The organism is Candidatus Dormiibacterota bacterium (assembly GCA_035532035.1).
Taxonomy (GTDB): Bacteria; Vulcanimicrobiota; Vulcanimicrobiia; order Vulcanimicrobiales; family Vulcanimicrobiaceae; genus Tyrphobacter.
Genome location: DATKRS010000029.1, coordinates 42,663 through 66,083 on the forward strand (window position 1 = coordinate 42,663; position 23,421 = coordinate 66,083).

General features: G+C 65.1%; 23 protein-coding genes and 1 tRNA gene. 6 read left to right on the forward strand and 18 right to left on the reverse strand.

Translation table 11 applies throughout. The annotated features are described in order from the left end of the window. Positions 1-298 precede the first annotated feature (298 nt). Together VMV82_08690 and VMV82_08695 are read left to right on the forward strand one after the other, a co-directional pair. Positions 299-763, forward strand: coding sequence for a hypothetical protein (locus VMV82_08690; protein HUY41626.1), 465 nt, complete (start codon positions 299-301; stop codon positions 761-763). 675 nt (positions 764-1,438) lie between these two features. Further along, complete coding sequence (locus VMV82_08695) at positions 1,439-1,843, forward strand: DUF805 domain-containing protein (protein HUY41627.1); 405 nt, start codon at positions 1,439-1,441, stop codon at positions 1,841-1,843. 328 nt (positions 1,844-2,171) lie between these two features. On the opposite strand, the gene VMV82_08700 is transcribed toward VMV82_08695, so the two are convergent. After that, positions 2,172-2,255, reverse strand: a tRNA-Leu gene (locus tag VMV82_08700). Between the two features lie 147 nt (positions 2,256-2,402). Here VMV82_08700 and VMV82_08705 point away from each other — a divergent pair. Together VMV82_08705 and VMV82_08710 are read left to right on the forward strand one after the other, a co-directional pair. Continuing rightward, the gene (locus VMV82_08705; protein ID HUY41628.1) at positions 2,403-3,350 is read left to right on the forward strand and encodes a trypsin-like peptidase domain-containing protein; all 948 of its coding nucleotides are present in this window, start codon (positions 2,403-2,405) and stop codon (positions 3,348-3,350) included. Next, positions 3,347-4,510 (forward strand): MFS transporter, encoded by a 1,164-nt coding sequence (locus tag VMV82_08710; protein HUY41629.1) that lies wholly within the window; start codon positions 3,347-3,349, stop codon positions 4,508-4,510. The genes VMV82_08705 and VMV82_08710 overlap by 4 nt, the downstream gene beginning before the upstream one ends. Positions 4,511-4,518: 8 nt before the next feature. Here the strand turns inward: VMV82_08710 and VMV82_08715 are convergent, their stop codons facing one another. Genes VMV82_08715 through VMV82_08730 form a run of 4 tightly spaced genes read right to left on the reverse strand, consistent with a single transcriptional unit; the run spans position 4,519 to position 8,023 of the window. Further along, the gene (locus VMV82_08715) at positions 4,519-5,337 is read right to left on the reverse strand and encodes a Ku protein (GenBank protein ID HUY41630.1); all 819 of its coding nucleotides are present in this window, start codon (positions 5,335-5,337) and stop codon (positions 4,519-4,521) included. A gap of 1 nt (position 5,338) precedes the next feature. Further along, a complete protein-coding gene (ligD, locus tag VMV82_08720) occupies positions 5,339-6,295 on the reverse strand; it encodes a non-homologous end-joining DNA ligase (protein ID HUY41631.1) in 957 nt (318 codons plus the stop codon). Then, positions 6,295-7,878 (reverse strand): non-homologous end-joining DNA ligase, encoded by a 1,584-nt coding sequence (gene ligD, locus VMV82_08725; protein HUY41632.1) that lies wholly within the window; start codon positions 7,876-7,878, stop codon positions 6,295-6,297. The genes ligD (VMV82_08720) and ligD (VMV82_08725) overlap by 1 nt, the downstream gene beginning before the upstream one ends. Next, positions 7,862-8,023: a lmo0937 family membrane protein gene (locus tag VMV82_08730; GenBank protein HUY41633.1), complete on the reverse strand. Its 162-nt coding sequence runs from the start codon at positions 8,021-8,023 to the stop codon at positions 7,862-7,864. Before VMV82_08730 ends, ligD (VMV82_08725) begins: the two co-directional genes overlap by 17 nt. Positions 8,024-8,100: 77 nt before the next feature. Between VMV82_08730 and VMV82_08735 the strand changes: the two genes are divergently transcribed. Continuing rightward, positions 8,101-9,852, forward strand: coding sequence for a DUF255 domain-containing protein (locus VMV82_08735; GenBank protein ID HUY41634.1), 1,752 nt, complete (start codon positions 8,101-8,103; stop codon positions 9,850-9,852). Further along, positions 9,852-11,495: a glycosyltransferase family 39 protein gene (locus VMV82_08740; GenBank protein HUY41635.1), complete on the forward strand. Its 1,644-nt coding sequence runs from the start codon at positions 9,852-9,854 to the stop codon at positions 11,493-11,495. The genes VMV82_08735 and VMV82_08740 overlap by 1 nt, the downstream gene beginning before the upstream one ends. Here VMV82_08740 and VMV82_08745 read toward each other — a convergent pair. The 13 genes from VMV82_08745 to VMV82_08805 form a co-directional block, all read right to left on the reverse strand. Continuing rightward, positions 11,431-12,576, reverse strand: a complete 1,146-nt coding sequence (locus VMV82_08745) for a hypothetical protein (GenBank protein HUY41636.1) — start codon at positions 12,574-12,576, stop codon at positions 11,431-11,433. The two genes, VMV82_08740 and VMV82_08745, sit on opposite strands and share 65 nt — an antisense overlap. Further along, positions 12,573-14,069 carry a DUF2723 domain-containing protein gene (locus VMV82_08750; GenBank protein HUY41637.1) on the reverse strand — a complete coding sequence of 499 codons (1,497 nt, stop codon included), beginning with the start codon at positions 14,067-14,069 and terminating at the stop codon, positions 12,573-12,575. The genes VMV82_08745 and VMV82_08750 overlap by 4 nt, the downstream gene beginning before the upstream one ends. Before the next feature lie 11 nt (positions 14,070-14,080). Next, positions 14,081-14,725, reverse strand: coding sequence for a hypothetical protein (locus VMV82_08755; protein ID HUY41638.1), 645 nt, complete (start codon positions 14,723-14,725; stop codon positions 14,081-14,083). Beyond that, a complete protein-coding gene (alaS, locus tag VMV82_08760; protein ID HUY41639.1) occupies positions 14,722-17,319 on the reverse strand; it encodes an alanine--tRNA ligase in 2,598 nt (865 codons plus the stop codon). The genes VMV82_08755 and alaS overlap by 4 nt, the downstream gene beginning before the upstream one ends. A gap of 54 nt (positions 17,320-17,373) precedes the next feature. After that, positions 17,374-18,177 (reverse strand): SigB/SigF/SigG family RNA polymerase sigma factor, encoded by an 804-nt coding sequence (locus tag VMV82_08765; protein HUY41640.1) that lies wholly within the window; start codon positions 18,175-18,177, stop codon positions 17,374-17,376. 1 nt (position 18,178) lies between these two features. After that, the gene (locus tag VMV82_08770) at positions 18,179-18,601 is read right to left on the reverse strand and encodes an ATP-binding protein (protein ID HUY41641.1); all 423 of its coding nucleotides are present in this window, start codon (positions 18,599-18,601) and stop codon (positions 18,179-18,181) included. Further along, complete coding sequence (locus tag VMV82_08775; protein HUY41642.1) at positions 18,598-18,942, reverse strand: STAS domain-containing protein; 345 nt, start codon at positions 18,940-18,942, stop codon at positions 18,598-18,600. The genes VMV82_08770 and VMV82_08775 overlap by 4 nt, the downstream gene beginning before the upstream one ends. Positions 18,943-18,952: 10 nt before the next feature. Beyond that, the gene (locus VMV82_08780; GenBank protein ID HUY41643.1) at positions 18,953-19,312 is read right to left on the reverse strand and encodes a YtxH domain-containing protein; all 360 of its coding nucleotides are present in this window, start codon (positions 19,310-19,312) and stop codon (positions 18,953-18,955) included. Further along, positions 19,302-19,721, reverse strand: coding sequence for a DUF948 domain-containing protein (locus VMV82_08785; protein HUY41644.1), 420 nt, complete (start codon positions 19,719-19,721; stop codon positions 19,302-19,304). Before VMV82_08785 ends, VMV82_08780 begins: the two co-directional genes overlap by 11 nt. A 1-nt stretch (position 19,722) precedes the next feature. Further along, positions 19,723-20,829: a cysteine desulfurase family protein gene (locus VMV82_08790; protein ID HUY41645.1), complete on the reverse strand. Its 1,107-nt coding sequence runs from the start codon at positions 20,827-20,829 to the stop codon at positions 19,723-19,725. 112 nt (positions 20,830-20,941) lie between these two features. Continuing rightward, positions 20,942-22,150: a replication-associated recombination protein A gene (locus VMV82_08795; GenBank protein ID HUY41646.1), complete on the reverse strand. Its 1,209-nt coding sequence runs from the start codon at positions 22,148-22,150 to the stop codon at positions 20,942-20,944. A 44-nt stretch (positions 22,151-22,194) separates the two neighbouring features. Continuing rightward, entirely contained in the window at positions 22,195-22,860 is a 666-nt protein-coding gene (locus VMV82_08800; protein HUY41647.1) for an LptA/OstA family protein, read from the reverse strand. Next, positions 22,857-23,405 (reverse strand): Sua5/YciO/YrdC/YwlC family protein, encoded by a 549-nt coding sequence (locus VMV82_08805; GenBank protein HUY41648.1) that lies wholly within the window; start codon positions 23,403-23,405, stop codon positions 22,857-22,859. Before VMV82_08805 ends, VMV82_08800 begins: the two co-directional genes overlap by 4 nt. Positions 23,406-23,421 lie beyond the last annotated feature (16 nt).

Sequence of the window (23,421 nt, forward strand, 5' to 3'; positions counted from 1 at the left end):
TGTGCTTAATTGATACCCTAGGTGCAGTCCGCCGAGCGGCACGAGCGTGGCGACGCGAGTACAACGAGGTTCGCCCGCACCGGTCGCTGGGCAACAAAACGCCGCAAGCCTTTGCGGAGACGGCACTTGCGGCGACTTGACAACCTAAACTCACAATCCCCCGTGGTCCAACGACGGGGTACATCGCATGACCTACAGCGCGGCACCCGGCGCCACGACGGCCGTCGGACGAATTTCGGACGCCTCATTTCATAGGATGGTCCCAACTTTCCAACAGGGACTCGCCGCACTCTTGGGAATGACGACATTAGAGGAGATTCGCATGATCGCACAACCGAGGAGCAGCCTCTACTGCTCGTTGATATGTCTCGCAGCGCTCGCAGTGATTCCGGCATGCGGTTTTTCGACCGCTCACCTCACTAGCATCACGACCGCCAAAGACAGCGCCATGACGACGCCGACGAGTACGTTCGCAGCCACCGACACGGTGTACGCGCAAGCGGGAATCGCGAACTCACCCGGCACAGTCACGGTGCAGTGGCACCTGATCCTCGAACACGTCGCGGGATACCCCGCCAATGCCCGGGACGGTGAAGCCGATAGATCCCTCGATATTCCGGCGAGCGAAAACGTGAGCACGTACCATCTCACGCCGCCGGCCGCCGGCTGGCCCGCGGGTACGTATGAAATCGAAGTCGATATGATGGTCGACGGTCAGCAAAAGGACCAGAAGACGGCTGAGTTTACCGTATCTCCGAGCTAGAGTCTGCATGCGCCGGGCCTAGGAATGCTCGTTCAATGCTTCCAGAAAATGATTCCCCGGTGACGTTATGCGACATGCCCCCTGCGCCCGCCGCGCATGGCCCGACGCCGAGGGCAACGCCCACGAGGGCTTAGCGCGACGCGATCTTCGCTGAGCGCATGCGCCTTGATGCATGATGCATCCGCCCTTAAATCCCAATAATCGAAAATTCGAAGCGCCTCATCGGCACTGCCTCAGTAGAGGTGGAATCCACCTTGCTGGGCTCTACGCCCAGAAACCCACAGCTCCCGCTGACCACCTTTTCCAGCGCACGTCAGGCTGCCGCGCGGACCAAAGCTTTGCGTATCAACCGAGCCGACGAGGTTGTGTTCGTCCACTGCAACCGATGAATGGGGCGAAGCAGGCGTGCATTGTAATGACCCCCGCCAGAGCTGGACACCGAATAAGCTAATCGGCTAGAAAGTGTCAGAATGGCAAAGCAGCAGTCCCGGGCCGCCGAGGAGCCGGAGAAGTTCGAACGCTGGACGGCGCAGCGCAAGGTCGCGATCATTCTCAATGGGCGACAGGACGCCCGGCTGGTACACGGAATAGCGAGCACGACCCTCGACGCTTGGCGGCGTTTGGGCGCAAGCGAGCGTGCCGTTTTTGCTAAGGAGCGTAGTAAGGAGAGTAGTGATGAGTTGGTATCTCGCAGTGTTGAAGAAATATGCCGACTTCAGCGGTCGTGCAAGGCGAACAGAGTATTGGTATTTCGCGCTATTTAACTCATTGATTTTCGTGGTGCTCGGTATTATCGCCGGCGTCATGGGGTCATTCAGCAACACAAACAACGGCGTTGCCGCGACTCCGGCAATAATCATTTTCGCACTCTACTACCTGGCGGTGCTCGTGCCGTCGCTTGCTGTCTCGGTTCGCCGGCTTCACGATACGGGCAGGAGTGCGTGGTGGTTGCTCATCAGCCTGGTCCCGTTTATCGGAGGGATTTGGTTCCTCATACTGTTGCTCCTCGACAGCGTTCCCGGCGCCAACCAGTGGGGCCCCAATCCGAAAGAGGTTCCGGTCGCCGCGACAAGCTCGTAAGCGTTTGCTGTAGGATCGACTCACGTGAACGCGGCGCGGGCCGTGCAACCCGCAGGGACCTCTAGGCCACTGACGACGACCGTGAACAACAACAGCGCCGTACCTATCGTCGTCGGCGTTTCCGCGCACCGCGACCTCGCTGTCGAAGCCGAGGCACCGCTGCGCGAGCGCTTTGGTGAGATACTCGACCGGCTCGCGTCCACCACGGTTTCCGGAGTCATACGACGGGTTGCGATACCATACAGCGCTGTACGAGCGACTGCAACAGTAAATCCCAAATATTCCGATTTATTGTGATAGAGCAACCCAGCCTCCCAGCCTGCAGCCTTGCCCAGAAAGGGACTCGAACCCCCACGGTGTTGCCACCACTGGTACCTGAAACCAGCGCGTCTACCAATTCCGCCATCTGGGCCTAGCAAGGGACGGCCTCGCATTCGTCCCGCCTCGCGGCTGCCCTGCCTCTCCGGCTCGAGAGAAGGGCGGTCCGGCGGGGTGGCGTGAAACCCCGGTAATGGCCTTCGGTTTCAAGCGTTCGCGCATGCTCCGAAGCACCAAAGGCGTGGTCCTCCCCCTCTCGCGTACGGCGTTTTCCCGCGAGCTGGATCCGTATTCGCGCGCCGTAACGACCGCAGCCGAGCGGGTGAGTCCAGCCGTGGTTGCGATCGAGATCGGCGCGGGCCGGCGCGTCGGCAACGGCAGCGGCTTCATCTTCACGAACGACGGCTTCGTGCTAACGAATAGTCACGTCGTCGACGGTGCGGAGCGCATCGAGGTCGCGCTCCTCGACGGGCGCCAGTTCGACGCCGAACGCGTCGGCGACGATCCGCACACGGACCTCGCCGTTCTGCGCATCGGGGGACGCGATCTCTCTCCGGCCGCGCTCGGCGATTCGAGCTCCCTGCGCCCGGGGCAGCTCGTCGTCGCGGTCGGAAATCCCTACGGTCTTGCGACGAGCGTGACCGCAGGCGTCGTCAGCGCGCTCGGGCGCTCGCTGCGCTCGCAATCCGGACATTTGATCGACAACATCATCCAAACCGATGCCGCGCTCAACCCCGGCAACTCCGGTGGCCCGCTCGTCACCGCGCACGGCGACGTCATCGGCGTCAACACGGCGATCCTTCCCGGGCAAGGCCTCTGCTTCGCGATCGCGATCAACACCGCGACGTTCGTCGCCGGCTTGCTCATTCGCGACGGACGCGTTCGCCGCGGGTATCTCGGCATCGCCGGCGCCGACGTCGCGCTCTCGCCGGCGGCGATGAAGCGCTTTCACTTGAACGACCCGCGCGGCGTGCTCGTCGTCTCGGTCGAGCCTCGCAGCCCGGCCGACAAGGCGCATCTCACCGACGGCGACGTCATCGTCAGCCTCGACAAAAGTCGGCTCTTCGGTGTCGACGAGCTGCACAAGCAACTCACGTCGCTCGAGATCGGCCGCGGCTACACGCTCGAGGTCCTTCGCAAAAAGGAACGCCTGAACGCCACCGTTCGCCTCGTAGAATCGCCCAATTGAGACGGCTGATACCGATTCTCGGTATCACGTTCGTCGACATCATCGGTTTCAGCATGCTGATTCCGATGCTGCCGTACTTCGTCACGCACTTCGGCGCCTCAGCGTTCGTCGTCGGGCTTCTCTTCGCAACTTTTTCGCTCTGCCAGCTGCTCTCCGCACCACTCTGGGGAAGCGTTTCGGATCGCATCGGGCGTAAGTTCGTGCTCGTCACGAGCCAGATCGGGGCGACGATCGGCTGGACGATGCTCGCATTCGCACCGAACATCGGATGGGTCTTCGTGGCGCGCATCGTCGAGGGAGTCTCCGGCGGAAACATCGGCATCACGCAAGCCTACGTCGCCGATCTCGTTGCGCCGAAGGAACGCGCGCGCGCCTTCGCGCTCATCGGCGCGACCTTCGGCGCGGGCATGGTGTTCGGCCCCGTGATCGGCGGCGTACTCTTCCTCAAGCACGGCTTCGCTGCACCGTTCCTTGCCGCGGCCGCCCTACAGCTGCTCACGCTGCTTCTGACGCTCGTCTTCGTTCCCGAGTCGCGCCGGCACGAGGATCGCGAGCGCGTCACGCTCCGTCAAGCACTCGCGTTGCTCCGCGATCCGGTGCTTGCCCGCGCGCTCGCGCAACGGCTCGCACTCTCACTCGGTCTCTACGGGTGGTACTCGGTCATCGCCCTGTACCTGCAGCGCCAGCTCGGCTTTGCGCTGGCGCGCACCGATTTCTTCTTCGCCGCGTTTGCCGCGGTGAGCGTGATCATGAATGCGGGCGCGGTCGGCGGCGTCTCGCGGCGCACGGGCGACCGCCGCATGTCGAACATCGGTTTGGCAAGCCTCCTCGCCGGCTTCGCCATGCTCGCATTCGTCCACAGCGTTTCCCTCCTCGTCGTCTCGATGGTGCTCTTCGCGTTTGGATCGGCGCTCTCGCAAAACGGAATTACAGCGCTCATCAGCAACGCCGTGAACGATCGCGAACAGGGAACGGTGCTCGGCGTCGGGTCGTCGCTCGATTCCCTCTCCGGAATCGTCGCGCCGCCGATCTCGACCGGACTGCTCGGAGGCGCGGGACCGAGCTTCGCCGGTCTGGCTCCGTCATTCTTCGTCCTCGCCGCGCTCGTCATGGGCATCGTCGCCGCACGACGCGAGGCCCGGCGGACGACACCCGTCTAAACGCTCGTCTACGCGGCGCCGCGCTTGCGGCGCGACGCGCTCTCTTTTCTCTCGCCGCGCTCTTTGAGGCTGCGCTCGAGCACGTCCATGAGGTTCACGACTTTGCCGCGCACCGGCGCCGCCTTCTTCGCCTTCGGCAGCTCCTTTCCGGAGACGCGCGCCTCGATGAGGGCGAGCACCGTCTCGCGGTAGCGGTTTGGGAACTTCGCCGGCTCGAACTCTTCCACGCTCATCGAGTCGACGAGCATCTTTGCCATCTTCAGCTCGGCCGGCGGCAGCTTTTCGCGCCCGGGGAGATCGAGCTCGCTGCGATCGACGATCTCTGTCGACCAGCGCATGAGATCGAGCACGAGCGCCGAGCCCGACGGTTTGACTGCTGCGATGTACTCCTTCGTTCGAATCACGACCCGCGCGACCGCGACGCGCGCGGTCTGCTCCAGCGTCTCGCGCAGCAGCGCGTAGGCGTGACGGCCTTGCTTCGTCGGCTCGAGATAGTACGGCTGATCGAAGTACATCGGATCGATCTTCTCGAGTTCGACAAACTCGAGGATGTCGATGGTATGCGTCACCTCGGGATCGATTCGCTCGAAGTCGGCGTCCGTCAGCACGACGTGCTCGCCTTTCTCGTACTCGTACCCCTTGACGATTTCGTCCCAGGGAACGGGCTTGCCGTCGACGCTGCAGATGCGCTCGAACTTGATGCGCCCTTCGTCCTTCTTATGCAGCATGTGAAACGAAAGCTCGTTGCTGTGCACCGCTCCCGTCAGCTTCACCGGGATCGTGACGAGGCCGAAGGAAATAGAACCGGACCAAATCGCGCGCGCCATCTTACCTCCAAAGCTTTCGAACGCGCTCGACGGTTCGCGAGAGCTGCGTCCGCTTCCAACTACGCCCGCTCCATCGGTCTCCCTCCCGCGCGAGCGCCTTGGGAACGGTGCGAATCGTATATTTCCCAAAGGCGTCGGCAGGCACCGGCGTCCTCGACCGGCGGAAGGACTCGACCTCGCTCCAGTCCAGCGGCCAGGATGCGGGAGCCCCGTCACGCGCGCGGACGGAGAAGGGCGCGACGAGCGTCTTGCCGTGCCCGACCTGCACGTAGTCGATATAGACCGCAGCCGAGCGCCGCTTCGCGATCGTGCGCTCGAGCGTGACGAGCTTGCCGCAGATTCCGCCGACGTGCCGCGCCACGAGCTCGGCAAAGACCTTCGCCTGCTCGTACGAGTGGCCGGGGGCGAGTGGAACGACGACGTGCAGCCCCATGCCGCCCGACGTCTTCACGAGGGGCGTCAGGCCGATGCCGGCGAGCGCTGCGCGCAGCTCGAGCGTGACGATCGCGAGCGTTTTGAGCGTGCAATCCTCGCCCGGGTCGAGGTCGAAGAGCACGAAATCCGGCTCGTCGAGGGATCCCACGCGCGACGTCCAGACGTGCAGGACGATCGCAGCGAGATTGGCGAGGTAGATCAGCGATGGCGCGTCGTTGCACAATACGTATGTGATCTTCGATCTGCGGCCGCCGGGGCTCGAGAGCGTCACGCGGTGTACCCACTCCGGGATTCCTTGCGGAACGTTCTTCTCGAAAAACGAGCCGGCATCGATGCCGTTGGGAAAGCGCTCGAGCGTCAGCGGACGGTCCTTCAAATAGGGTAGCATGACGCCGGAAACGGCGTGATAATACGTGATGAGATCGCGCTTCGTATAGCCGTCCCGCGGCCAGAGTACCTTGTCGAGATTCGAGAGCGAGAGCGTGCGGTTCTCGACACGAACCTCGGTGCGCTTCTCCGCCATTATTGCGGCATCTCCCGAACGACGTCCTTGGCGCTCTTGTCTGCACGCACGCCGAGGAACGCTGCCTGCCGCACCAACCCGTCGCGCGTCCATTCCGCAAAGCGCACCTCTGCGACGAGCTTCGGCTCGACCCAGTGCGCGCCACGCAGCACGTCACCCCGCGCGAAGGGCGAGGTCTTGCGCGCGAGCTTCTTCAGCGTCGCATGTAGTTCGCGCAGCACGCGCTCGTTGAATCCCGTTCCGACGTTGCCGGTATAGACGAGCTTGCCTTTCTCGTAGACCCCCAGCAACAGCGAGCCGAATCCGGTTCGCGAGCCTTGCGGATCGGTCCATCCGCCGATTACGAACTCTTGCTCGAGGTGCGCTTTGATCTTTAGCCAGTCGCGGCTCCGCCGCTCCTGATACGTCGAGTCGCGCCGCTTCGCGACGACGCCTTCGAGCCCGCGCTTGCGCGCGAGTGCAAAAAATGCTTTGCCTTTACCGACGATATGCTTGGAATATAGGACGAGATCTTCGTCGCGGACGAGTTGCTGGAGGAGCGCTTTGCGGCTCTCGAGCGGCTCCTTGCGCAGGTCCCTGCCGTCTGCGTAGATGAGATCGAACGCCACGTAGACGAGCGGCGCTTTGGTTTTGGCGGCTTCTTGCAGCTGCTGAAAACTCGAGCTGCCGTGCGCGTCGAGCTTACAGATCTCGCCGTCGACCTCGATCGGGACGCTCGAAAACGCGTCCGCGAGGCCTGCCATCTGCGGAAAACGTTTGAGAAGATCAAGCGCGTTCCTCGACGTCAACGTCAGCGTTCCGTCCTCGGCAACGGTGCAGATCGCACGGTACCCGTCCCACTTGATCTCGAAGAGCCAGTCGTCGTCGTCGAAGGGCTCCTTGACGAGCGTCGCCAGCATCACCGACGTCAAGGCCGGAAGGCGATCGCGCGCCGCCGCCGTGCGCGGCGCCGCCGCGTGCCGGGATTTCGGTCGCGACTGCCACGTGCGCGACTTCGGGTCGCGTCCGATCTCGTCGAGCGACTTGCCGCTCTTGACCGAGCGCGAGTGCCGTTTGATATCCCACGACGTCTTCGCGTATTCGTCGCGATCCTTGAAGAGCAGCCACGGGTCGCCGCTCTCCCCCTCGCGCGGCTTGATACGAACGAGCGTGAAGAGCCCTTTGAGCTTCTCGCCCTGCATCACGAACTTGATCTTGCCGTTTGCGATCTCGTGCGTCGGATCCGCTCCTTCGGCGAGATCGTACGTACCGCGATCCCAAACGATGACGCTTCCCGCACCGTACTGTCCCTTCGGAATCGTGCCTTCGAAGTCGCGATAGGAGAGCGGATGATCCTCCACGTGCATTGCGAGACGCCGCTCGCCTGCGACCATGGTCGGCCCCTTCGGCACCGCCCACGACGCCAGCGTTCCGCCGGCCTCCAAGCGAAAGTCCCAGTGCAGCCGCGTCGCGTGATGCATCTGTACCACGAACCGGTGGTGGCGCGCTGAGCGCTCGCGCGCACCCGAAGGCTCCGGCGTCTGCGCGAAGTCGCGCTTGGCGCGGTAGATCGCGAGCGATCCCCGCTTAGCGCGCGCGGGCACGGTTGCGAAGCAGATTTATGACGAGTAAGACGATCGCCACGATCAAGAGGACGTGAATGGAAATCGTCAGGAGATGAAAGATCAGCCACCCAACGAGCCATAGGATGAAGAGAACGACGACGAGCGTCCAAAGCAACTGACCCACTGCATATCCTCCGTTCCCGCTCTTCGCGGCCGCGTCACGCATGAGCGCCGGACCCCACAGCGAAACTTGGTCGAACGATGCCCGAGTTCCGCTTCTCGCCACGCCCGAATCGGGCGCACGAAATCCCCTGGCTGCCGTGGGGCGCGCGGGCCTTTGAGGCAGCGGAGCGAGAGCGCAAGCCGGTCTTGCTCTCGATTTCGGCGGTCTGGTGCCACTGGTGCCACGTCATGGATGAAACGACGTACTCGGACCCCGGCGTCATCGACGCCATTCGCGAGCACTTCGTTCCCGTTCGCGTCGACAACGACGAGCGCCCGGACGTCAACGCGCGGTACAATATGGGCGGTTGGCCGACGACCGCCTTTCTCGCTTCGGACGGGACGGCGCTCACCGGTGCAACCTATCTCCCGCCGCCGCAGATGCGGCGCGTGCTCGGTGAAATCGCGACGTGGTACGCGCAGCACGAAGACGAGATCGCCGAGCGCGCACGCGCACCACATACCTCCGCGCGCGTCGATCTCACGCCCGCAGATCGCGCGAAACCAGAACAGGTGCGACGCATCGCCGAGACGATCGCCTCGGCGTTCGACGAGGAGTTCGGCGGGTTCGGCGAGGCTCCAAAGTTTCCGCAACCCGAGCTGCTCGAGTTTCTCGTCGTAGAGGCACGCGCGACCGGCGACGACCGCCTGCGCGCGATGGCCGTGCGCACGCTGCTCGCGATGGCGAGAGGCGGCATGTACGATCACGTCGAGGGCGGATTCTTTCGATACTCCACGACGCGCGACTGGTCGATTCCGCACTTCGAAAAGATGGCGGAAGAAAACGCCGGGCTCGCTCGCGTGCTCTCGCTCGAACTTCAGCAGACGCGACACGACGAGCTTCATGCCACGCTGCGCTCTCTCGTCGGGTACGTGACGAACGTACTGCGCGACCCGGCGACGGGCTTCTTTGCCGGCAGCCAGGACGCCGACGAAGAGTACTACGCGCTGACGCTCGACGAGCGTCGAGCCCTCGCAACGCCGTACGTCGATCGGACCGTGTACTCCGACCGCAACGCCGCGCTCGCTGGAGCGCTCGTGCTCGCAGGAGCTACGCTCGACGACGCGGCGGTCGCCGATGCCGGCGTGCGCGCGCTCGACGTACTTCACGAGACTATGCTCGACGACGAAGGCCTGCTCTATCACGTACGACGCCCCGGTGAAACGCCGTCGATTCGCGGTCTTCTCGGGGACCAATCCGCGTATCTGCGCGCGCTGCTCGAGGCGCACGAAGCCTCCGGGAGCGCTCGCTTTCTCGAACGCGCCCTGGCGGTAGCCGGCGCAGTCGAGCGACGCTTCGCCGCGGACGACGGCGGCTTCTACGATCACGCAGGTATCGAAGCGGAGCTCGGACGCCTCGCGCTGCGCGACCGGCCGCTCGTCGAGAACGCGATCCTGGCTGAGTCGTTCATGCGCATTGCCGCGCTCTGCGGGCAGGAACGCTACCGCGACGTCGCAGAGCGTACGCTGCGCGTGTACGAACAGAGCGCCCAGAGCGCCGGCCCGTTCGCAGCGGCGTACGCGCGCGCGCTGCGCCGCTTCCTCGCGCCCCCGGTCGAGGTGCGCATCGTCGGTACAGAGGCGGAGACCGCGGCATTTCGAGAGGCCGCTCGCCGCCTGCCTTCACCTTTCGTCGCGGTACGCACGATCGAGCCGGGCGATTCCGCTGCGCTCGGGCTTGCGTCGGCACCGACGCCGGCAGCGTACGTGTGCGCTCGAGAGCGGTGTGGCGCGCCGGCGCGCGACGCGGGCGCGCTACGCGCCGCCTACGACGCGCTGCTCCAACCTTAGTGCAGCCGCCGCGCCGGCGTTGGAACGCCCACACGTGCGCGCTCGTCCTCGTGATGGCGCTCGGGGCGGCGCTGCGCTTCTACGACATCGCCGGCGTTCCGTCGGAGCTGATCGCCGACGAGCTGAAACATTACGACAACGCGCAGAGCATCGTCACGACCGGTCGCGACATCGACGGAAGGCTCCTGCCGTTCTTCTATTCGTCCTTCACGCGCCATCCGCCGATGTACGCCGTCGTCGGCTACGCGTCGACGCTGATCTTCGGGAGAAACGCGTTCGGCCTGCGATTCCCCGCCGCCGCGTTCGGCCTCATCGCAATCCTCCTCATGTACGCGATCGCCTTCGAACTCACGCGCCGGCGAGACGTCGCACTCATTACCGCGCTCCTGCAGGCGACGCAGCCGATCTTCGTGCACTTTTCTCGCATCGCGTGGGAACCGGCAACGGAGCTGCCCTTCCTTCTCGCGGGTCTCTACGTATTGGTACGGACGTTTCGCCGCGCCGACGATGGCGGCGATGCCGAACTGACCTTTGCGCGCTTCGCGCTTGCCGCGTTGCTGCTGGCGCTGACGTGCTACACGTACATGGCGGCGTGGTTCTACGCGATCGTGCTCGCCGGGGCGATCCTCGCGCTCAACGCGAAGCGGCTGCGCTCGCGCCGCGTGCTTCCACGCATCGCCGGAGCGACCGCCGTGTGGGCCGCGCTCGCGGCGCCGGCGTTCTGGATGCTCTTCTGGAACGCGTCGACCGCCGATAGGACGCAACGCATGGCGACGTTCGCTCACGGCGTGTCGCTGCCGGCGCTTGCGACCTTCGTTGCGAACTACGCGGCGCAGTTCCGATGGTCGTACCTGGTCACGACGGGCGACCCGCAAACGGGAACGACGTGGCGCTACTTGGTCGGTTTCGGCGCATTCTATTGGTGGGTCGTGCCGCTTGCGATCCTTGGCGTGCTCTGCGCACGCGCGTACGTCACGCAGCCGTGGGCGCGCGGTTGGCTGTGGGTCTGGCTTCTCGCCTACCCGCTCGGCGGGGCGCTGACTACCGACGGAATACCCAACGCTCCCCGAACGTTGGCGGGAGCGCCGGTCTTCTGCGTGCTGGCGGCAATCGGCTTCGCCTGGCTCACGGATGCAGCCAAAGCCCACGAACCGTCGAACCGCAAGGGGCTGGCCGTGCCCGCGTTGCGGGGGCTTCTCGGCCTCAACGTCGCGATCTCGGTCCTGCTCTTCTCTCTCTACTACTTCACGCAGTACATCCACGTCTATCCCAACGCGTGGGACTCTGGAACGCGCGCGACGTTCGCGTTCATCCGCGCTCACGAGCACCGCTACCGGCGCGTCTGCATCTCGATCTACCCGGCATGGTACGCGCTCGACACGTACGTACGCTACTATCTCGCGGGGTCGCCGCTGACGACGATCGAGAACGTCGACAGTTCCGCGTGCTTTCTGCCGGGGACGCTGCTCGTTACGGACGACGACCATCGCGTCAGCCGCCGCGCCTTCACGCCGTTAGCGGTCGTACGCGACGTCAACGGTGCGGTATTTGCCGTCATCTCGGGCCGGCCGCTGAACGCTAGCGCACGAACGCGTTCCAGTACCAGCATCCCCACAGGCCCACCAGCACCGACCAGACGATGAGCGCAACCCCCCAGCGCGGCAACCGCTCGCGTGCGGTAAGCATCATGAGCGCAACGAGGAAGGGAACGAAGTCGAGCGCGTGCCGCATGCCGAACTGCGCGAATCCGTTGACGTAATACAGGAGGTTCGGGAGCGCCGTCAGGATCGCGGCCGCCCAGAGCGCAGCGACCAAACGCGTCGGCTTACGGGCGAAGAACGCGAGGACCAGCGCCGGGCTCGTCCACGTGAGTGCCACGCCGCTCATTCCCGGTACCAGCCACGGAAACACCGGCGTCCACGACGGCAGCTGAACGAAGAACGAGCGCAGCTGGTAGCCGAGATACTGCAAACGAAACGGCGATCCATAGGGAAGCCCCGCTTGATCTTGGTGGTACCACGCGCTATAGCCGATGTCGCTCCACGTTCCCCACCGCAGTTCGTTGTACGCAACCCATAGGATCGCAACCGGCACGAGGACCGCAGCCGCGGACGCGATAACGCGCGCGCGCTCGCTCGCGCGCGCTTCGGCGACCATGAGCGCGACGTAGACCGGCACGGCGAGCACGAGTGAGAACCGCGACTCGAATGCGCAGGCGGCCCAGAGCATGACGAGCCACGGCCGCCGCTTCCCGGCGAGCTCGACGAGCGCAAGAAACGTAAAGCACACCGCGCCGACGTGGGCGACGAACCATACGTCGCCGAGCATCGCGCACCACAGCAGATCCGTCCCCGCCAAAAGGAAGGCGCAGATCCAGGCGTTCGTCGCCGGGCGCAGGCCGAAGCGCTCGCCGAGCTTCCACGCGGCGCCGACTGCGACCGCTGCGAGCGCGACGGCCAGCAACGTCTGATTCGCACCGCCGAAGATCGCGACGAACGGCAGCAGCAGGATCGCCGGAAAGGGCGCTTCGATGATGTAGTAGAGACCGTTGTAGGGCAGTGCGTCGATGAACGCTCCGGGCCAATGAATCCACACGTGTCCTTGGAGTACCGCCTGCGCGAGAAGAACGTAGTTGTCGTACGGCGTCGAGCGCCCGTGCGAGACGACGAGCGTGAAGACGCCTGCGATGATTCCCGCGAGCACGCTGCGCGGCACCCGCCTCACGGACGCGCCAACCGATAGACCGGCGATCCCGGCGAAAGCGGAACGATGCGAAGGCCGGCGACGCTCGTCGCATTCGATGGCCCTACGACGAAGACCGGGCGCGTCCGTCGCCACGCCGGCACGTCGGACGCGACGTCACCGATCCACGCAGCTACGACGATGCGCCCGCCGAGCGAGCGTTCAACGTATGCCGCGTACGCAAGCGCCGGCGCGTCGAGCCAGTTCGCCACGAGCACCGCGTCTTGCGGCGTTCGCTGCTGCACGTCGGAGATGACCGCACGCGCGCGCTCGTCGCCGGCCAACGCAAAGATCCAGCGATTTTCGACCACGAGCACTACCGCCGCCGCGAGTAGAGCTGCCGTGACGAGGGCGCGCAGCTGCGGTATGCGGTGCGCGACGAACTCCGCTGCGTCCCCGGCAAAGATCGCCGCGACGACGAACGAGGCGAGAAGGTAGCGCCTGGGCTCCGACTCCGGCGGAAAGCCGAGAGCGAACGGAATGCACGGAATGCCGAAGAGCAAGAGCGTAGCGGCTCTGACGTGATCGCGCATCCAGGTCGTGCAGACGCCGGCCGCCGTCGCCGCCGCCCCCAGGGGCGTGAGCTCGCGCATCGCTTCGACGGCGTACTCCCCGAGCGTGAGCCGGTGCGCGGCGTGGTTCGCGACGCCCGCGAGAGCGCGCACCGGGTCGAACGCTCCGCCGGTCACGAGCGTGAGGAAGCCGCCCAGCGACGCGGGGTGATCGTAATCCCAGAACGGTGCGCCGGCCGGAAGCCCCAACAGGCGCGTCGGATCGACGGCGTGCGCGCTCACGTACGCGCTTCGCAGTGGGAGATACGCGTACCAGGCGCCAGCGGAGACGACGGCAATTGCAACGGCGGCCAGCGGTTCCCACGGACGCGAGGCACGCACGTGCATGATCGCCAAAAAGAGCAGCGCGGGAAGTGCGAGCAGCAGCACGGGGTGTATCGCCACGCCCACGCCCCAGACGGCGGCCGCGGCGTAGAGATCGCGCGCGTCGCCGCGACGATGCCAGCGCAGCGCGAAGAACACCGTTGCTGCGAGCGCGCACGTCGCAAGCGCGTGCACCTCAGCGTACGTAGCGCGCGTCCACGCAATGGACCCGAAGGCGAAGAGCCACGCGCAGGCACTCGCGATCCACGCCTTCGCGCCCTCGTCCTCGACGCTCCGCGCGACGAGCCACGCGGCGACGCTCATCGCGAGCACGCTCATGAGGCTCATGCGCAGCGCGACCGAGCCGAACGGCACGAGGTGCGAGAAGACGTAACCGATCACGACGTACGCGGGGAAGCCGGCCGGATGTGCGATTCCGAGAATCCAGGGCACGGTGTCCATCTCACCGGTGTCCCAAAACCAGACGTCGCGGCGCGCGCTCGCGGCGTAGATGCACAGCGGCACGAGCCAAGCCAAGACCGCGGGCAGCCAAGCGAAGCGTAGCAGCCGAAGCGAAGCGAAGTGCCGAGCGGCGCGCAACGTGCGCCGCCTTACAGAAACGTGGAGCGGGGTAGTGCCGCCGGAAAGCGATACTGGCTGAAGACGATGCGCTCGCGCGCCATGCCGCCGCCGACCGTCGCGCTCACGGAGGCGCTGAGCGGTACCCAGTAACGGCCCTCCCTGCCGAACGCAATGCGCCCGCTGCCGGCAGCGATCGCGCCGCTGCTGTGAAAGTCGACGAACCGGGGAAGGTAGCTTTGGCCGTCGATCGTGACGCGATCGACGGCGAAGCCGCTCGAGGAATGCAGCAGCGGTATCGTTTGAAAGACGTAGTCCAGGTGGCCGCCGTCCCGCACGGCGTCGAGAAAGAGCAGCTCGTACGCATCCGGTCGCGGCGCAACCGCCGCCACCGAGTATACGTCGCCGCGTCGCGCAATTCGGACGATCTTGCGATGGACCGAGACGGCGTTGATCGAGATGGTTTCGTCTCGAACGTTGATGCCGCTACGGTAGACGCGATGCTGCTGCTCGATGTTCGTCGGCCCGGCTTGAGAAATGCTGTAAACGAAGATCATCGCCTTCGGCGGCACGAGATTCGCCAATGCGGTTGCGTAGCGCTCGAGCACGAGCTGCGAATCGAGCGGAGCGGGGAGCGCTCCCACGAGCAACGCCGCCAATACGAGGACGGTTTTCACGCGAGCACCGCCTCGCGAATCGCCTGGAGCGCGGCGCTCGCGCCGCCCGGCTTCTTTCCTCCGCCCTGCGCCTGCGCCGCCTGGCCGCCGCCCCTTCCGTCGACGAGCGGCGCAGCGAGCTTGACGAGATTGCCCGCGTGGACGCCGAGTTTTACGTGATCTTCGCTCGCCGACACCAGCAGGCTCACGGTTCCATCGTCGACGCCCGCAAGGGCGATGACGCCGCTCGGGAGGCGCGTGCGTATCGCATGGCTCAAGTGGCGCAGTGCGTCCGGCGTCGCGTCCGGGACGACCGCGCCGACGAACGTTCGATCGCCGCTGCGCTCGGCATCTCGCACGTACTCCTGTGCGTCCGCCGCGGCAAGACGCGCGCGCAGCTGGCCGACCGCGTTCTGCAGCTCCTTGACGTCGCGTTGCAGCCTTCCGACGCGCTCGCCCAACTCTTCCGGCGACGACGCCAGCGACGATGCAAGCTCGCCGACGAGCTCCTGCTGCCGCTGGACGAACGTTTCGGCGGCATTCGAGACGCACGATTCGATCCGGCGTATGCCGCTCCCAATCGAAAACTCGCTCAGGATAACGAACAGTCCGAGTTCGCCCGTCGAGTGGGAGTGCGTTCCTCCGCAGAACTCCACCGACGGTCCGGCCTGCACGACGCGCACGCGCTCGCCGTACTTCTCACCGTGCATCCAGATCGCGCCGGTCGATCTCGCCTCTTCGATCGGCAGCTCGCGCGTGACCAGGGGCGAATCGTCGCGAATCATCTCGTTGACGCGGTGCGACACGTCGCGTCGCTGCTGCGACGTCAAGCTTCCCGAGGCCCAGCGGAAATCGAAGCGCATGCGATCGATGCCGACCCACGAGCCCGCTTGCGCAACGTCCTCGCCGAGCACGTCCTTCAGCGCTCGCTGCAAGAGATGCGCCGACGTATGGTGACGCCGGATCTCACGTCGCCACGAGTCGTGCACCAAGGTGCGCGCACGCTGTCCGACCGCAAGTTCGCCGGAGGTCACGACGCCGTAGTGCGCGATTGCGTCGCCAAGATACTGTGCGTCCTCGACCTCGAAGGCGGCGTCCGCACCGAAGATCACGCCGCGGTCGCCAATCTGGCCACCGCGCTCCGCATAGAATGACGTCCTATCGAGCACGATCGCTCCGCGCTCGCCCGCCACGAGGCGTCCCACCGACTTTTCGTCGCGCAGCAATGCGACGATCTCGCCCTCGTTCTCCAATCCGTCGTATCCGGTGAAGACGCTGGTGATTGCCGGCAGCTCGGCGAGCGTCACGACCGCGCGCTTACTTTCGGCGTCGCGGCGAGCGCGCTCGCGCTGTTCCTCCATGGCCGCGTTGAACCCGGCTTCGTCGATCCTGACGCTGCGTTCGGCCGCGATCTCCCGCGTCAGCTCCATCGGAAAACCGTACGTGTCGTGCAGCACGAAGACGTCGCCGCCGGAGAGTCGCTTATCGTGCGCGCGCTGCAGAAGATCGTCCAGCAACGCCATCCCGCGCTCGAGCGTGCGCTCGAAGCCGGCCTCCTCTTGTGCGAGGGTACGCGAGATGCGCGACACGTGTTCCCGTAGCTCCGGGTAACCGGCCGCCAGCGATGCGACCACGACGGGAACGAGCGCCGTCAAGAAGCCGCTTGGATAGCCCAAGAGCCTCCCGTTACGAACCGCGCGACGAATGAGAAATCGCAGTACGTACCCGCGATCCGTGTTCGATGGAAAGATCCCGTCGTTGATGAGGAATACCACTGCGCGAGCGTGATCGGCGATGATGTTGCGGCGAACGCGCCGTTCCCGTTCGTCGAGCTGTGCGGAGCTCGGCGGCAAAGCGGCAGTCAGGTCGGCGAAGAGATCCGTGTCGTACATGGAGACCTTGCCGTTACAGAGCGCGAGCATGCGCTCTAGGCCGGCTCCGGTGTCGATCGCTTTGCGCGGCAGCTCCACCAGCTTGCCGTCCGCTCCTCGATTGAATTGCTGAAAGACGACGTTCCAGAACTCGACGAAGCGGTCGCCTTTGTTCGGTGCGTCATCGTGCGGCCCGCTCGCGTGCTCTGCGCCCGTGTCGTAGAAGAGCTCCGTCGATGGACCACACGGGCCGGTGGGGCCCATCGTCCAGAAGTTCTCTTCGTCGCAGCGCGTCACGCACGACGCGCCCAGCCCGATCTCATCGCGCCAGATGTGCTCTGCTTCGTCGTCGCCGGTATGCACCGTGACGTGGATCTTCGCCGGGTCCAAGCCGAGCACGCGCGTGGAAAACTCCCACGCATACGCGATTGCTTCGCGTTTATAGTAATCGCCGAAGCTAAAGTTCCCGAGCATCTCGAGGAACGTTCCGTGTCGTCCGGTACGCCCGACGTTCTCGATGTCGCTCTTGGCGCCGGCAACGCGTAAACAGCGTTGCACGGTGACGACCCGCGGCGCGGGCGCCGGGCGCTCGCCGAGGAAGACGGGCACGAACTGCTCCATCCCCGCGATCGTGAAAAGCGTCGTGGAGAGTGCGTCGGGGATGAGGCTCGCCGAGGGCACGTGAACGTGCCCTTTCGATACGAAAAACTCGACGAACGCTTGCCGAAGCTCTTGACTCTTCATGGGGCGCAAGAGGCAAGCTTAGAGCCCGTCGCCGATCGAACCTTCGGGGGCTCCTTACTCCTTGAGGACTGCCCGAAGCTTGTCGAGCGCCTTCGCTTGGAGTCGTGAGACATGCATCTGCGAGACGTTGAGGCGCTGGGCGATCTCCGTCTGCGATACCGATTCGAAGAAGCGCAGGTGGATGATCACGCGCTCGCGACCGGAGAGCACCGAGAAGGCGCGCTCCAAGTTCGTACGATCCTCGAGCAGCTCGAGTCCGGAATCCGTCGTCCCGACGGTGTCGCCGAGCGTCTGCGATCTCCGGTCGCCGTCGCTCGAAATCTCCGAATCGAGCGAGAGAAGGTTGTACGCCTGCCCGAGCTCCTGCGCCTCGAGGATATCTTCTTCGCTGGCATCGAGATGCTTCGAGAGCTCGGCCACCGTCGGACTGCGCCCCAGCTCAACGGCAAGCTTTTCGCTCGCGCGGTTGACCGCAAGATTCAGCTCCTGAAGCCGGCGTGGAACCTTGACCGCCCAGCCTTTGTCGCGGAAGTAGCGCTTGATCTCGCCGACGATCGTCGGCGTCGCGTACGTCGTGAACTCCACTCCCCGCTCGAGCTCGAAGCGGTCGATAGCTTTGAGCAGTCCCACCGTCCCGACCTGCACGAGATCGTCGATCGGCTCGCCGCGGTTGGCGAACTTCAGCGCGAGAAACCGCACGAGGTTGAGATGCGTGACTACGAGGTCGTTCCGAAGACTGTCGTACGCACCGTCCTCGCCACCCGGCTGCCCACGATTTCGGCGCGCTTTTTCAAAGCGAGCGAACAGGTGCCGCGTACGTTCCCGAGTGGAACGCCCCTCGCGAGACCGCTCCGGCACGTCAGCTCGGCAAGCGCTTGAACATGACGAGGTCGGTACCGCCGTCGGAACGCGTGTCGTAGTCGACGCTGTCCACGAGCGCCCGAATGAGGAAGATACCGAGGCTTGCGGCGGAGCCTTCGTCGGCGGTCACGACGTTCACGGCCTCCGGCTGGACCGGGCCGCCGAAGTTTCGAACGCGGATGCGCAATCCGTCGGAGACGCTCTCGCACAAGAGATCGACGCGGTCGCCGCCACGCGCGATTGCGTGCACCAGCGCCTCGGCGACGGCGAGCTTGACGTCTTCGATTTCTTCGATTGAGAACTGCAGGCGCGAGGCGACCGCCGAGACGGCAAGTCGCGCGATCGATACCCATTCGGCCTTCGCCGGAATGCGCAGCTCGACGACGTCCGTCGCCGCTTCGTGCCGCGCCTGCGCGTTCATACCAGGGCCTTGAGCGCGGCGTCTTCGCTATCGAAGATCCCGAAGATCATCACGAGCCCGGTGATGTCGAATATCTTCTTGATCTGTGGATTCGTACACACGAGGTTCACCGATCCGCCGTGCTCGCGCACGCGCTTGAGCCCGCCGATGAGCACGCCCAGACCGGTGGAATCGATGTAGCGAACTTTCTCGAGATTGATGACGAGATTGTAGACCCCACGGTCGATGAGATTGCTGACGGCATCCTTGAGCTTGGGCGAGGTATAGACGTCGATCTCTCCCGAGAGATCGACCACCGAACAATCGCCCTTTGCTTCGCGGACGTTGACCTTGATGTCCAATTCGTGTTCCCTATTCTTCTGTCTTGTAGCGCAGCTCGTCGCGAAGATGGTCGGCATTTGCCGTGCCTTCCTCAACGGCGGCACCGAAGTTGCCGCGCGCGTTTTCGACGACGTGTCTGCCCCGTTCGTAGAGATCGGTTGCGTTCGCCTGCCACTGCGCGGCGGCGTCGGCTACCTTGTCGCGGACGTCGGAGACCTTGTCCCGAAGATCCTCGCTCGCGTCCTTCGCGAAGCTCGAGGCCTCCTTCGCCTTGCCCACGACCATGTCGCGCGCGTCCTCGCGCGTCAACGCAAGCGCGACGGCCGCGCCGATCGTAGCACCGATAACGAAACCGCCGAAAAAGCCACTGCCGTGGCGATCATTTGCCATGATGTACCAACTCCTCGGAACCTTCCCTTACACTCTTTCCCGTGACCAAGCGCCGCAAACCCGCGCTTACGCCGGTCAACGCTGCCCCGATGTTGACGATGGCCGGCGATATCGCTTGACGCACGAGCGCCGTCGTCCCGGAGACCGACCCCGCTACGCTCTCGAGCGCGCCGACCGCACCGCCGAGCCGTGCCAGCGTCTCGTCGGCCGTCGCGGAGATACCTTCGACGTGTTCCAACGCCTCGCCGACGGGTTTTCCGATGCCCGCGATCTGGCGATCGACTTCGTCGAGCGTCTTTCCGAGACGCACGAAGAGCCGCGCAAGCGCGAGCATCGCGACGAAGATTCCGGCACCGACCAGAAAGATGCCGGCACCGGCGCCGACATCGAGAACGCTTGGCCAATCCATATCAGGTCCGGCGCAGTTCTGACACCGCGACGGGCATGACCTGCAGGACGCGATCGACCTCCTCCTGCGTCGTGGACGAACCCATGGAGAAGCGGACGGCCTCCTCGCCGTTTCCATCCTGGAGCGCGGCTATCACGTGGCTCGGCTCCGCGATACCCGACGTGCAGGCGCTTCCCGGCGAGACTGCGATGCCGTCGAGGTCGAGACGTACGCAGAGCGCCTCGGCCTTCACGCCGGCGACCGAGAGGTTCGCGATGCCCGCGAGACGCGGGTTGGCGCCGTTGACGCGGAGCAGCGCCACGCTCGCGAGCAGCCCGATCTCGAGCCGGTCTCTCAGGGGCTCCACGAGGGAAACCCGCTGCCGGCGCTCCGATTCCGCCAGTTCCAGCGCCGTAGCGGCCCCGGCAGCTGCGGCAACGCTTTCGGTCCCGGAGTGCTTCCCGAACTCCTGGCCGCCACCATAGACGATCGGCTCGATCGCAACGCTCTCCCGAACGCAGAGGATGCCGAAGCCCGCGGGTCCGCCAAACTTGTGCGCGGCGAGCGAGATCGCGTCGGCGCCCAAATCCGCAAGCGGTAACCAGCCTGGTGCTGCGATCGCATCCGTATGGAAGAGTACTCCGCGCTCGCGCGCGAGCGCCGCGAAACGAGCAACCGGTTGGATCGTTCCGATCTCGTTGTTTGCATACATGATGCTTGCGAGCACGGTATCGGGGCGCAACTCTGCAGCGAAACGTTCCGGATCGACGAAGCCGTGCCGATCCACCGGCAGCAACGTCACGTCGTATCCCTCGTCGCGCAAGCGGTCGAGCGCGTGCAAGATCGCGTGATGCTCGATCGCGCTCGAGAGGACGTGCCGGCCGTTGCCGGCTCTCGCCATTCCTATGATGGCCAACGAATCGGCTTGCGAGCCGCCGCCGACGAAGAGCACCTCCTTGCGCCTCACGCCCAGCACGCGCGCGATGCGTTCGCGCGCCTCCTCGAGCACCGTCCGAGCGCGCCGTCCCTCGCGATGCAGCGAGCTCGGGTTGTAGGTCCCGCCCTCCAGATAAGGGAGCATGGCTGCCAAGGCTTCGGCACGCAACGGCGTCGTCGCGGCGTAGTCCATGTATATTCGGGATTGCGTCACAGGGCTTTCCAAGGAGGCAGCGTTAGCATGGCGTCGTGCGAAGCTCCATTGCACACTCCGAGAAGTAGCAACGGGAACCGGCGGTCCGATATCAATCGGGCCGCCTCTTTTTTGCCGGCTCGTAGTACGTACGGCCGATGAGGTTCTCCGGGAGAAAGACTTGGGCGACGTCGTAATCGTCGTGGGTGTAATGGTAGTCGCGTCCGTAGCCGAGATCGCGCATGAGCCCCGTCGGCGCGTTGCGTAGATGCAGCGGCACCGGTTCGTTGCGCGTTGCCTGCACGTCCTCCATTGCGGCGAAGTACGCTCTGCCAACGGCATTGCTCTTCGGTGCGATCGCCAGATAGAGCGTCGCGTGCGCCAACGCGTAGAAACCCTCCGGCAACCCGACGAAGTGCACCGCTTGTTGCGCGGCGACAGCCACACGAAGACCCGCTGAGTCGGCGAGTCCGACATCTTCCGACGCGAGGATCACGAGCCTGCGTGCGATGAAGAGGGGGTCTTCGCCGCCTTCGATCATGCGCGCCAGCCAATAGACCGCCGCGTTCGGATCGCTGCCGCGAATAGACTTGATGAAGGCGGAGACCGTGTCGTAATGCGCGTCGCCGCCCTTGTCGTAGACTGACGCCCTCCGCTGCATCGCATCGAGGACTTGCGCTCGGTCGATGGCGCGCACGCCGGCTTGCGGTTGTGCCGCTGCTGCTGCGAACTCGAGTGCGTTGAGCGCCGCGCGGGCATCGCCGTTCGCGAGCCCGACGAGCGCCACGCGGGCCTCATCGTCGAGACGCACCTCCAACCCACCAAGCCCGCGCTCGCGATCGTGCAGGGCGCGATCGACGATCGTTGCGACGTCGTCGTCCGAGAGCGGCTTCAGCACGAAGACCCGCGCGCGGGAGAGCAGCGCCGAGTTCACCTCGAACGACGGGTTTTCGGTCGTGGCGCCGACGAGCGTCACGGTTCCGTCCTCCACGTACGGCAGAATCGCATCTTGCTGCGCCTTGTTGAAACGATGGATCTCGTCGACGAACAGGAGGCTGCGCCTTCCCAGGCGCTTGCGCGCCTGCGCCTGCGCGACGACGCGACGCAAGTCGGCAACGCCGGCGCTCACTGCCGAGAGGTGCGTGAACTCCGCTTCCGTCGCACGGGCGACGATCTCGGCAAGCGTGGTCTTCCCGGTTCCCGGCGGGCCCCAGAGAATCATGGAGGGGACGGCATCGCGCTCGATCGCGCGCCGTAGCGGCCGCCCCGGACCGACGAGCTCTTCCTGGCCGACGAACTCCTCGAGCTGCTGCGGGCGCATACGCGCCGCGAGCGGCACGCTCTGCAACCCCAAGTCGAAGAGGCTCACGGGTGCGGCGTGTGCAGCCCCGGTATTCGTATCGGCTTGGGAGTCGCGATGTGTGGTTGCACCTCGCTCGGGAACTGCATCGTAACGTTCCCTTCGGCGTGCGCGTTGCCGGTGACGGTATCGTATGCGATGCGATCCGCGACGACGTTTCGCAACCCTTGGGCGACGCGAGCGTTGCCGGAGAGATACAGCATGTGGCTCGCATCGTTGAGCATTCCGCGCTCGGCATCGACCGTCGTGTTCTCCTGCACGTAGTGCACGTGACCCGTGGCGACGTAGACGCGCGTCTTTCCGTCGATGCGAATCTGATCGGCGGTGAGCGTCGCCGGGCCGCTCGGATGCGTGATGCTGCCGCTCGCCATTCCGGCGAAGTTGCCGCTTTGGTCGTGCATCGTGACGTCACCGTACAGCGTGACGATCTGCGTCTTGTAGTTTCCGTTCGCGCGATCGGCTTCGACGTCGCCCCCTTGCCGGGTCATCAGGAGCTTGGTCGGAACGCTGAAGTCACCGCTCTTCTGGTTGAAATCGAGCGACGACGTGTGCACCGTCCAAATGCCCACGGCGAAAGAGTCGCTGTACGCGCTCGGCGCGGGCGTCGGGGAGGCAGCAACGGCAGCGGCAACGATCGCTCCGGCGATGGCCGCGGTGAGCGGACGGATCATGGTTCGGATACAATCCTCGTGGGGTCGATGACGCAGACTTCGAGCCGCGGCGCGACTTCTCCGCGCTCGAGGAGAAGATCGGCGCCTGACGGTAGCCCCGCGGATCCATCCCCAGCGTACGCAGTGCCGCACGTAAGCAGTGGGCCGCAACGTTCGAGGAGCGCCTGCGCGAGTGGCTCCTGCGGCACGAAAAACGCAACGCGCTCGCGCTCGGCTAGCCCGGATGCCGAGAAAAAGGACGGGCGTTTCAGCAGCACGGAAAGCGGGCCCGTTCGCGCGTGTTTCACGGCGAGCGCGGCGAGCGCGTCGTTAGGAGCGTACTCGAGCAGCTCGGCAGTGCTACCGACGCAGAGTTCCATGCGTCCACCCTCCTGCTCGCAGGCATACGCGCACACCGCCTTTACGGCGTCTTCGCGCTGTAAATCGCAGCCGAAGCGATAGCCCGTTTCATCCGAATACACAACGGTACCCCCGGCGAAGACGACGCGCGCTCCCTCCTCGACGACGTCTTCGGCCCGCTCGCGCCGCGCGTCGAGAATCCTCAATGCCGCGAAACGGACG